Annotated in this window: 10 protein-coding genes; 5 read left to right on the top strand and 5 right to left on the bottom strand. The window is 48.2% G+C overall.

From position 1 onward, the window contains the following. Positions 1–3 precede the first annotated feature (3 nt). Complete coding sequence (locus tag I4W93_RS00925) at positions 4–2,028, bottom strand: spermidine synthase (RefSeq protein WP_224673203.1); 2,025 nt, start codon at positions 2,026–2,028, stop codon at positions 4–6. A 202-nt stretch (positions 2,029–2,230) separates the two neighbouring features. Here I4W93_RS00925 and I4W93_RS00920 point away from each other — a divergent pair, with 202 nt between their 5' ends. After that, positions 2,231–3,634 carry a YfcC family protein gene (locus I4W93_RS00920; RefSeq protein ID WP_205310308.1) on the top strand — a complete coding sequence of 468 codons (1,404 nt, stop codon included), beginning with the start codon at positions 2,231–2,233 and terminating at the stop codon, positions 3,632–3,634. A gap of 33 nt (positions 3,635–3,667) precedes the next feature. Here the strand turns inward: I4W93_RS00920 and I4W93_RS00915 are convergent, their stop codons facing one another. Next, entirely contained in the window at positions 3,668–4,078 is a 411-nt protein-coding gene (locus I4W93_RS00915) for a type 2 periplasmic-binding domain-containing protein (protein ID WP_205310309.1), read from the bottom strand. An 8-nt stretch (positions 4,079–4,086) separates the two neighbouring features. Further along, on the bottom strand, positions 4,087–5,172 hold the full coding sequence (locus I4W93_RS00910) for a porin (protein ID WP_205310310.1): 1,086 nt from the start codon (positions 5,170–5,172) through the stop codon (positions 4,087–4,089). A 198-nt stretch (positions 5,173–5,370) separates the two neighbouring features. Here I4W93_RS00910 and aceK point away from each other — a divergent pair, with 198 nt between their 5' ends. From aceK to I4W93_RS00895, 3 genes are all read left to right on the top strand, one after another. Continuing rightward, positions 5,371–7,110, top strand: a complete 1,740-nt coding sequence (gene aceK, locus I4W93_RS00905; protein WP_205310311.1) for a bifunctional isocitrate dehydrogenase kinase/phosphatase — start codon at positions 5,371–5,373, stop codon at positions 7,108–7,110. 76 nt (positions 7,111–7,186) lie between these two features. Then, positions 7,187–7,558: a ligand-binding sensor domain-containing protein gene (locus tag I4W93_RS00900; RefSeq protein ID WP_205310355.1), complete on the top strand. Its 372-nt coding sequence runs from the start codon at positions 7,187–7,189 to the stop codon at positions 7,556–7,558. A 13-nt stretch (positions 7,559–7,571) separates the two neighbouring features. Next, a complete protein-coding gene (locus I4W93_RS00895; protein WP_205310312.1) occupies positions 7,572–8,024 on the top strand; it encodes a YaiI/YqxD family protein in 453 nt (150 codons plus the stop codon). Here the strand turns inward: I4W93_RS00895 and I4W93_RS00890 are convergent. Further along, a complete protein-coding gene (locus tag I4W93_RS00890) occupies positions 8,014–9,654 on the bottom strand; it encodes a methyl-accepting chemotaxis protein (RefSeq protein WP_205310313.1) in 1,641 nt (546 codons plus the stop codon). The genes I4W93_RS00895 and I4W93_RS00890 overlap by 11 nt on opposite strands. 183 nt (positions 9,655–9,837) lie before the next feature. Between I4W93_RS00890 and I4W93_RS00885 the strand changes: the two genes are divergently transcribed. Continuing rightward, on the top strand, positions 9,838–10,719 hold the full coding sequence (locus tag I4W93_RS00885; RefSeq protein WP_205310314.1) for a hypothetical protein: 882 nt from the start codon (positions 9,838–9,840) through the stop codon (positions 10,717–10,719). On the opposite strand, the gene I4W93_RS00880 is transcribed toward I4W93_RS00885, so the two are convergent. Beyond that, positions 10,676–11,587 carry a pseudouridine synthase gene (locus I4W93_RS00880; protein ID WP_205310315.1) on the bottom strand — a complete coding sequence of 304 codons (912 nt, stop codon included), beginning with the start codon at positions 11,585–11,587 and terminating at the stop codon, positions 10,676–10,678. The two genes, I4W93_RS00885 and I4W93_RS00880, sit on opposite strands and share 44 nt — an antisense overlap. Between the last annotated feature and the right edge of the window lie 21 nt (positions 11,588–11,608).

The following is an 11,608-nucleotide window of genomic DNA, read 5'->3' as shown; positions in this document are numbered from 1 at the left end:
CCGTTATTTCAACACCTGCAGCAGGTTACTGCGCTGATCTGTCCAACTAACAGCGCTTTGCAAAGCGCTTGGCCAGGCACGCACAGCTTGCTGTATCGCCGCTTGCTTTATGAAACGGCTGTTCGACGTTATTAACACCCATTGTGCGGCCGGGTTTAGCCCTGCCGCCGGTGTGGCGATAAAAATAGCCTGCATACCCAGCTGAGCGGCCTGATTGCGCAACAGACTGGTTAAATCCAGGTAATTATTCGACACATGCACCGCCAATACACCATCGGATTGCAGATGCTGCCAATACAGCTGCATTGCCTCAAGCGTAAGCAAATGCTGCGGAATACTGTCGCTGCTAAAAGCATCCAGTACCAGAATGTCAAACTGTTGGCTGCCGTTGGCCAATTGCTCAGCCAGCGTTAGCCTGGCATCACCCGGTACAATTTCAATTTGCGCGCTGCTGTCAGCCAGATAACTAAAGTATTCCTTGGCGACCTTAATAACATCCGGGTTTATCTCGTAAAACAACATGCTATGTTGTGGCGTGCCATATGCCGCCAGTGCGCCACTGCCCAAGCCAACCAGACCAATATGGCGTTGCTGTAATTGCTGGCTGCTACGCGTTATTGCTGCCGGAATAAAATGCTGCAAGGCCAGCGCCGCGCCAGTGCCCTGGCGGTAATAGCTTTGCGGCTGGCGCGCCAGCTCTGTATCCAGATATTGCGCGCCATGGCTGGTGGTGCCATCAATTAACTGGCGTTGCAGCTGGCCATTGATTTGCAGATCCCGCACGACCAGGCTGCCGTAAAAATTGCGGCTGCTGTAGACATTATGCTGGCCAAATTGCCATTGCAGCGCCACGGCAGTGACAGCGAACAGCCCGATACCCAGCAACCATAACGGCGTATGCCAGGCCGGTTGCGGTGGCTGACGCACCTGCAGCAGCAGGGCAATTAACGCCAGCACTAGTAAAAACTCCCAATAGTGACTAAATACCTCCGGCGCCAGCAGGTTTACCACCGCGCTGCCCAGTGCACCACCGGCGGCCAGTACTAAGTAAAAACCGGTCAAAGATGCCGGCTGCGGTTTTAGTCGTGCCAACTCACCATGGCACAGCATGCACCCGCTAAATAAAATCACCAGATAAAGCACCAGCTTTGACCATAAATCAAAACTGCCACCGAAGTAAAATAGCATTAACGCGAACGCCAAACTTAAGCCAAACAGATAACGCCATATTGCGCCCTGATACCAGCCGGGCTTGTTAAACACGATAATGTAGCTAAGCAAATACAGCGCCAGTGGTACTACCCATAAAAACGGCACCGGCGGCACGTTTTGCGTCAATTGCTGCGTCACGGCTAACAACAACACCACCCCAAATGCCGATAACAATAACCAGTGTAATGCCGTGCCCTGTCCCAGCTTCACCGCCTGCGCCCGATAGCCCTGCGCTAACTTAGGCAACTGCGTTACAGTCAGTGCCAGACAGCACAACGTAAATACACCATAGCCAGCAAGCCACAGCTGTCGTTGCGTCGCCAAGGTTAACCAGGGCTCAAGTAAAAATGGATAGGCCAACAAGCCACCCAGTGAGCCGATATTAGACAGTGCATACAAACGATAAGGCGAGCGGCCGATATAACGGCCGGCAAACCAGTGCTGCAGGAGTGGCCCGGTGGCAGACAACACCAAGTAAGGCAAACCAACAGTAACGAATAAGAACATAATGATGCCGCTAAGTGGCCCGGCAGCAGTAAAGGCAATAATGTCAGGTTGTACCATAAGCGACAATGCCATTACCGCCAGCAACATTAGCAAGCAATGCACTGCACGTTGTTGTATCGGTACCAAATAGCGACAGATAACATGGGCGTAAACATAACCCGCCAGCAGCATGATTTGAAAAAACAGCATACAGGCAGTCCAGACAGCGGCACCGCCACCAAAATACGGTAATAGATGCTTGGCCAGCATCGGCTGCAGCAAAAACAACAAGGCAGCGCTTAAAAATATCGTCAGGGCAAACAAGACCAAGACAGGCTCCGGCAGATGGTAAGCAAATAAAGGCGCAAGCCTATACAAACTGCGCTGCTCAGGCAAGCGGGCGCTTGCGGGTTATTAACAAAGTTTCCGCTTCGCGGCAAAATTTGTCCTGCTTGGCAGTCTCGGGTAGACTGTGGCGCCTCGCGCTAAGCCGCAGAGCAACAAATATAAAAAATAAAATGGGTCAGTTTTTATGAACAAAATTTTACGGGTACCCCACACCCTAACGCTGTTATTCGCCATGATGGTGCTAGCAATGATTGCCACCTGGCTGGTACCACAAGGTTTTTTTGAAACCCAAACGCTGGCTAATGGCCGCAATGCAGTTATCCCTGGTACCTTTACACTGGTTGAAGAGCGGCAGTATTTAACGCCCTGGCAATTACTTACCGCGATCCCCCGCGCCTTTGCCAGTGCCCAGGATGTTATTTTCTTTGTCATGATACTGGGCGGCGTGCTGTCGATTGCCCGCGCCACCGGTACGGTAGATGCGTTAATTGGCCGGTTACTAACCCGGTTTGGCGAAAAACCGCACATGCTGATTTTTATGGTGGTGTTTTGTTTTGCTATGGCGTCCAGCGCCATAGGTACGGCCGGTGAGTATATTCCCTTTGTGCTTATTTTAGTGGCATTGTGTAAAGCCATGCGCTTGGATGCAATGACCGCAGTGGGTATGACGGTGGCCGGCTACGGTATTGGTTATGGCGTATCAGCCATTAATCCGTTTACCGTGATTATTGCCCAGCAAATCGCCGATGTGCCGCCATTGTCAGGTAATTGGTTAAGGTTCGCTATCTTCCTGCCCTTTGTGCTGATTGGCTTTCATCATGTCTGGAGCTACGCGAAAAAAGTCTTGGCCGATCCTGCCAACTCTATGGTGGCCGATTTACCCTGCCCGCTTGGCGATAAATTACCAGCGACCTACCCAGCGTTGGCCTGGAATCATAAACTGATCCTCGCCAGCTTTGTCGGTACCATCGCGCTGGTAGCTTACGGTATAAGGGTGCATGGCTGGTACTTATATGAATTAAGCGCCTGCTTTATTGCCTGGGGGTTGTTTACTGCGCTAATCGGCCGTATTACTGCTGATACGGCGGCACAAAAGTTTATTGATGGCGCCATGGAGCTGACCACCACCGCCATGTTAATTGGCGTTGCCCGCGGCATTTCGCTGGTGATGGAAGATGGCCAAATTCTACATTCACTGGTTAATGCTATGTCGATGCCGCTGTCTTACGTTGGCGCAGAGGCTGCGGCGGTTGGCATGCTTATAATTCAAACCTTACTGAATTTCTTTATCCCCTCTGGCAGCGGTCAGGCTTATGTCACTATGCCATTGATGGTACCGCTGAGTGATTTGCTAGACATTCCGCGTCAGGTGGCGGTGTTGGCGTATCAGTTCGGTGATGGGTTTTCCAATATGATTATCCCCACCAATGCTGTGCTAATGGGCATTATTGGCATCGCCGGCGTGCCGTATGGCCACTGGTTCCGTTTCTGTATGCCGCTATTGTTGAAACTTCTGGCAGCAGCAGCGTTGGTGCTGGTATTAGCTGTGGTGTTTGACTATGGCGCTGCGGTGCAACCAGTGCTGTAAAGAATTCGGGCCGGCATCGCCGGCCCGTTAGCGTTACTCTAATGTCAGCAACACCTTAACCTTGTCAGACACTGCCGCAGCACTGACATAACCAATCAGGTTAGGGTTATTCGCTACCAACGTCAGCACTTCATTATCTGACGCCACCTCTTTGGGTGGTGTACCCTTACCGGTAAACACCAACTTTGACCAGTAAGCTTTAATCTGGCTGGATGAGCGCCCCAAAGCCTTTTGATCAAAATCTGCCCGCAATGCCACAGAATCGGCCAGGTTCACTGGCACCGCTGAGTTGCCATCCGGAAAGGCACTCAATTTACCGGTATACAAGCGCACCAAATCATCCTGCGTCAGGCTAGTTTGATTCGACGGATGCACCACCACAGCAATAGCGGCATTAACACTGACCGGAAGTAACAACAATGAAACAACGAATAGCGTTTTCATAGCGCCTCCTAAAAGACTAAATCGATACCAAAGGTTACAGAATCGCTGTCGCCAGCCACCATCAGGCCGTCGTAGCCATTGTCCTCCACTTTATCGTACTGCAGCTTAAACGCCGCCGAACTGTGAAAGTCATAACGAAACCCCAGGCTGGTGGTGTTGTGTACCTCGCCATCGCTATCAAAATCAGCATAAGATACATAGGGGGTGAAACTATCAACACGATAGCCCAGTGAAACCATATAGGTATCAAACTTGCTGCCGTCAAGATCAAGCCGGTTTAGCTCGCTTAAAAACACAATATTGTTGTAATCAATATTAAAGGAAATACCGGCAAACTTGCCACGTCGCTCGGTGTTGCCATCCCAGGTTTGTTGTACATCAACACCGTCTTCATTAATAAAGCGCTCGTTGACATAAGTCATGTAGGTTAAACGCACATCCAGCCAGTCGCGGTTGAAACTAACAACGCCGCCGATAATATCCTTCCAGATTTCACGGGTTGAGGCGCCAAAAAAGAAATCAGATAGCAGCTTGTTGTCTCTGTCGTCCTCTCGCCCGGTGTATAGGTTGCCGCTAACATCCCAACTACCAAGTTGAGTGTTAAACAGCGCGTTGACACCGGTGTAATTAAAGATCTGCCAGGTGTAATTATCTGCCGGTGGCCGCAACCATAAATAGGCATAACCCACGTCAAAAAAATCAGAGTAGTAATACAAGGGCAGACGTTTTTTACCTGCTTGAATCGTCCAGGTGTCATTTAGCCGATACGACAAATAGACCCATTCAAAACTGGCATCAAAATCATCCGCACCGCGCGCCACTATCTGCCCAGTCATCGACAAGCCGTCGGCTAGATCGGCAGATAATTGTAAACCAATCCGACTTTCGGGCTTAAATGACCACTCCTCCTCATACACCCCGACCAACGGATAATTGGCCAAAAACGTCGGCTCTAAGCCAAATTCTGCGACGCCACTGCCACTGAGTACCCTGCCGCCGGCAATGGTGGCAAAACCCGATATATTAATATCGGCACTTACCGGTATAGCGACTAACGAGAACATCAATGCTGAACCTAATAACGATGGCTTCATATTCACTCCACTGATTATTATTTTTTCGGACCACCTGCTAAACATAGAACACTTTATTGACGGCACAGGATATTTTTTCAAAAACAGTATGCACTGTTTCGATTTAGGCTACTTTCAGCACAGCATGACTGGTCTATAAGCTTGAATATGTTTACAGTGGCTACTGTTATTTTTTTAAAGCGCGGAAGTTAGTAAATTATGAGCCAGGCAAAACAAATTGCAGAAATAATATTAAAGGGCTTTCGCCGCCATTTTGGTTTATTTCAGGCGATAACCGCCAAAGCCAAACAGCGCTTTGAATTGGCCGACTGGCGCGCGTTTCAGCAAGACAGCTCAGAGCGCATTTCGTTTTACGATCAGCGCGTTACTGAGGCTATTTCTCATCTGGCAACGGAATTGCCCAGCCAATGTCTGAATGAAGCGCTATGGCAGCAAGTTAAACTGCACTACATGGAGTTTCTGGCGTTTCATCCGCAGGCCGAGCTGGCCGAAACCTTTTATAACTCAGTATTTTGCCAATTATTTGAACGCAAATATTTTCATAATCAGAATATTTTTGTTGAATCGACCCTTAGTAAGCAGCATTTACCGGCGCCCATCGCATCAGTATACGACAGCTATTTTCCAGCGCAGGATGGCTTAAAACAAACCATCCGCAATATTGTTTCCAGCTTTGGTTTTATTACCCCCTTTATTAACCTGGACCGCGATATCCGCTTAATTGTAAAAAGCTTTATGGCGCAATCCAGCCATGGCCGCTATCCGGTATATCAAATTCGGTTTGATATTTTAAAGTCGGTATTTTACCGCAATAAGGCGGCTTATATCGTTGGCCGGGCAGTAACACCCGATGGCCAGCAGCCGTTTATTATCCCGCTATTGCACCGCGAAGGCGCCGGTTTGTTCATTGATACGCTGGTCACTGACGCCAAGCAAATGACTATTATTTTCGGCTTCTCGCGGGCCTATTTTATGGTAGAGACGCAGGTGCCCTCCGCGCTGGTGCATTTTTTACGCGAGTTGCTGCCGCACAAAACTCTGGCCGAGCTATACGCTAGCATTGGTTTGCATAAACAAGGCAAAACCGAGTTCTACCGCGAGTTGTTAAATCATCTGAATAAAAGCAATGATCAGTTTGTTGCCGCTCCAGGCATCCGCGGCATGGTGATGATGGTGTTTACCTTGCCGTCCTTCCCATACGTGTTTAAAGTGATCCGCGATAAATTTGCCCCCAGTAAAGAATTTGGCCGCGACACGGTAAAAGCGCGCTACTTGTTGGTAAAAAAGCACGACCGGGTTGGCCGCATGGCCGATACACTGGAATATTCCTATGTCGCACTGCCAAAAAGCCGTTTTTCGGCTGAACTACTTGAAGAGTTACAACAGGTTATCGGCGATTCACTAAGCTATGAAGACGATTTGGTAGTGATTAAACACCTGTATATCGAGCGCAGGATGATCCCGCTGAACATTTATCTGGAGCATGCCTCTATGGCAGAAAAAAGCCATATTATGGATGACTATGGCCTGGCGATTAAACAAATGCTTGCCGCAAATATTTTTCCCGGTGACATGCTGTTAAAAAACTTTGGCGTAACCCGGCACAAACGGGTGGTGTTTTATGATTATGATGAAGTGCAGTATATGCTGGATGTGAATTTCAGAAGCTTCCCCAAAACCGACAACTACGAAGACGCCATGTTTGCCGAAGGCACCGTATGCGCAGCACCTGGCGATGTATTCCCCGAGCAAATGGCAACCTTTGTTACACCACAAAGTGACATTCGCGAGCTGTTGTTTAGTAAACACCCTGAGTTATTAGATGCTGGCTACTGGCGGCAAAAACAACAAAATATCCGCGATGGTGTGGTGGAAGATATTTTTCCTTACCCCGACGCTATGCGTTTTTATCATCATTACAATACAACAGCCGACTGATTATTCACCGGAAAAACATTGCTTTAGTATGTCGCCTTGGCTAAGTTAATTAAACCATCAGTGAGGCAGCCGTTATATGCCACAACTTAGCCAGCTAATACGTATTTCTGCACGTCAGCTGCTTGTAACAGTAATAATGTTATTACTCTACCCAGCTGTAGCGGCAGTGCCGTTTCCACCTGAAACCGGTTTATTTCAGCCAATTGGTGATGAAGAGCAGATCCCCGACAACGTTGTGACGCGCTTATTGCAAGATCAACAAGGCTTTATCTGGATTGGTACCCCTGCCGGCCTGCTACGTTATGATGGCTACCGTTTTCGTCGCTATACCCAGCAAACCAACTCAAAAAACAGTCTGGCGGGAAACTTCGTCATCGATATGTTGCTGCGACCGGATGGCAATATCTGGGTGATTACCGAACCGTTTCCGGTCACACACAAAACCTGACAACTGAGGCAGTATGAAAATCTGGGTAGACGCAGATGCGTGTCCAACAGTGATAAAAGATATTCTGTACCGCGCCGTCGAGCGTAAACAAATCCACATGGTGCTGGTAGCCAATCAAATGCTGCGGATACCGCCATCAGCATTCATTTCCGCCATTACCGTATCCAGCGGATTTGATGAAGCCGATAACGAAATAGAGCGCCGTTGTGAAGCCGGCGATTTAGTGATCACCGCCGATATTCCGCTGGCAGCCGATATACTGGCCAAAGGCGGCCATGCGCTAAACCCGCGTGGTGAGCTGTACAGTACCGATACCATAAAACAAAAACTAACCATGCGCGATTTTATGGACACTATGCGCAGCAGCGGCGTGCATACTGGCGGCCCGCCGCCACTAAATCAGAGTGACCGTCAGGCATTTGCTAATCAATTAGATCGTTTTTTGCAGCGCTATGCTACACCTTAAACCGGCCAACCTGAGCACTGACAGCTTGTACTAACTGCCTTACGCGATTGCCATCGCTGCCGGTATCGTGCGCCAAGTCAGATAATTCATTCGCGTTTTGACTAATACCATTTACGGTTTGGTTAACGTGCTCAGCAACCGTTGACTGTTGCTCCGTTGCGGCAGCAATTTGCATCGCCATATCATTAATGTTGGTGATGCCCGACATAATATGGTCAAGGTACTGACTGGCTGATTCTGAATTTTTTTCAGTTTCGTCGACTTGATTTTTTGCATTTCTCATCGCGGTAACGGCGCTGCTAACGCCGTTTTGCAGCCGGATAATCATGTCATGAATATCTTTGGTGGATTGCTGCGTGCGCGACGCCAGTGTACGTACCTCATCTGCCACCACTGCAAAGCCCCGACCGGCATCACCTGCCCGAGCAGCTTCAATTGCAGCATTGAGTGCCAGCAAATTGGTTTGATCGGCAATACCGCCAATCACCTCTAGTACCGAAACGATATTACGGCTTTCCGTTTCCAGGTTACCAATAGCGTGCACTACCAGATCAATATCACGCGCCAGCATACCAATTTCCTGCATCGACTGACGGATAACCTTGCCAGAACTGTTTGCTGCTTTATTGGCATCTTCAGTAGCACCACTGGTTAATGCTGCATTACCGGCAATTTCTTGCACCGCATGCTGCATTTGATGAATAGCCGTTAGCACCTGTTCAATATGCATCGTTTGCTCACCGGCTTTACTGCTGGTTTGTCCGGTTTTACCGGCAATATTGGTTGCAGCCTGCTCAAGTTCAATCAGTTGTAGCTGCACCTGACTCATCATCTTCTGCAGTGTTGAGATAAATTCGTTGGTTTTAACAGCAACATCACCAATTTCATTACTACCACTTACTGGCAGGCGTCGAGTCAGATCACCACCGACACTGGCCAACTCGCTAACCATATTTTTCAACTGCGCTAATGGTTTAACAATTAACCCTGGACTAAAGATCACGGTAACAATAGCAATAATCACTGCGATCAGCATCAATAGCACTGTCAATGATTTTTGCTGGCTGACATAAGCTGATAACTCCTTACCCAATACAATAGCACGCGCATCAATGCGCTCACCCAACCCATTGTATTCATCTCGTAATGTTGAGAATGCAGCACTTTCACTGCCTTCAATTAATAAACGGGCTTGCTGTGCATTGCCTTGCTGCGCATATTCCATTGCTTGCCGGGCCAGGTTAAGCCAGTTATCAAATACTTTGGTAAATTCGGCTTCCGCCATCACACTGACGTCATGTTGACGCACTAAAGTCGCCGCCTTTGTCATGCGCTCCAAGGCTTGTTTCACATTCTCATCAAAATCTTGCTGGGCACTACCTACCTGACGCCCCTCAGCGCTCAATAACACATATTCCCGCATCGCAAGCTCTGCCTGATACAAATCCCGATCAGCATTTAATACCGCCGTGGTTGCTGGAGTTAAGCTATTGATAGCAATATCAGTTTGTGTAACAACGCCATTGACCGTCGTCAGGCTTTTGATACCGACAATGGCAATCAAAACAGCTAATAAAACGATGGGTAAAGCAATTTGTAATTTAACAGACAAATTTTTCAGGTTGGTCATAACTATTCTCTACTTAAAATAGCGTTGAAGTTAACTGTGCTTAATGGCGCATGGTGTAGGTAGCATAGTTGAGTTTTATGCAGTTGTTGCCCACGCTTGTTAAATTTTGCGCATTGCATGAAAAGTATAAGCAATGCAAAACTTTGTCTAAACTGAATGCATAGCACTTTAAGACCGACGGCAATGGGCAAGTTTCTTTTGTTAATCTTGGTATTTATTACTGTTGAAGCCGAAACACTAAAAACGGTTATCACGGTAGATAAAGACGTTTTCGAAGACGCCCGGCGTTTTTTAAATGGCCGCGACGCCTTAACTGTTACCGATTTTAGTACCAACCATGCCAGACGGGATGTCGTCGATTTTATTCTGATCCAACAAGCTGTGGCACTGGGCGGCATTAAATTGCAAGTCCGATATGAGCCGGGCAATTACGATGCCCGTAACTTGCGTTCAATAAGCAGCGGTATGTTATTAATTGGCTTGGACACCTTTTGGCGCTCTGAGTTGAGTAGCCTGCAACAACAACTCTATATTAGCCAGCCACTAATCCGCCGCGGCGAATACCTGGCAGGTCTATATACCTCGCCACACAATACACGGGCACTTGCGGTGACTGAATTGCAACAGTTAAAAAAGCTCACTGCGGTATCGAGCAAAAACTGGCATGCCGACTGGTATACCTGGCAACAAATTGGCCCGGCATCCTTACTCGATGAACATTCATGGCCATCGCAGGCTAAGCTGGTAAGTAAGCAATGGGTTGATGTAATGCTGTCACCATTTTTACCACGACTGCCTTTCACCATTAGCAGCGATGAGTATCAGCTCGTTGCAGTGCCGGGTGTAAAAATAATGCTTGATGATAGCCGCCATGTTGCGGTGTCACGCCTGCATCCTGACGGTGAGCGGGTTTTCAATGCACTTCAGGCGGGTTTAACGCTGTTACGCGAGCAAGGCGTAATTGACCGAGCGTACACGCAGGCGGGCTTTTTCCATCCTGCGGTGCGTGATTGGAAAATACTTAACCCGAAACCTGATGTGCCACTTGCAGTTGTTGTTGACTAATAAACGAATGCGCCGTTGCGCTAACCGGATCGATAAAGGATAGCGTCTTAGCCAGTAACTGTAGTGGTTTATCAAATTGCGGCGCTTGCTTGGGCAGTAACTGTGGGTAATAGCTGTCATGCAAAATTGGCATACCAAGGCTAAGCATATGTAGCCTTAGCTGATGGGTCTTACCGGTATGCGGAGTTAGTTTGAATAACCCAAGTTCAGCAGTTTTGGCTATCAGGCTGATATCTGAAATAGCATTTACCGCACCGGGTACTATCGCATTGATAAAGCCTGGTGTACTTTTCTCAATGCGATTTGCAATATGCCAACACAATGGCAAGGCAGCAATGCTAACAGCAGCCGTTAAGTGTGCCACCGCCTGATACTGCTTTTCAACAAGGCCCCCACTAAACAACTGATAATACGCCGCCCGGCTTAACGGGTTAACAGAAAACAATACCAGGCCCGCAGTATCACGGTCTAAACGATGTACCGGCACTATATCGGCTATGCCGGTTTCACGCTGTAATCTTGCTAACAAGCACTCATTAACGTATTCACCGCCCGGTGTTACCGGTAAAAAATGCGGTTTATCCGCCACCAAAATATGCAGATCCTGATACAGGATCTTATGGGCGAAGGGAATCACCGGTTCTGCCTCAACTTCACGGTAGTAACACAGCCGCTTACTGGGCTGAAAAGGCGTAATTTCGGTAATGGTCTCACCGTTAAACCAGTGAACTTTGCCAGCTTTAATTCGTGCTTGCCAAATCTCTGGAGTAATACGATGAAAATGCGCACATAAATAGGAGAATACCGTCGGCCAGCCCTGATTAGTTGCCGGCAGAGTGATTTCTGATGCCTTAACCGCAATTGACATAAAGACTCCTAAATAATTGCT

Origin of the sequence: Rheinheimera maricola, assembly GCF_016918075.2 — a bacterium.
Taxonomy (GTDB): Bacteria; Pseudomonadota; Gammaproteobacteria; order Enterobacterales; family Alteromonadaceae; genus Alishewanella; species Alishewanella maricola_A.
This window is presented reverse-complemented; position numbering and strand designations above follow the sequence as displayed.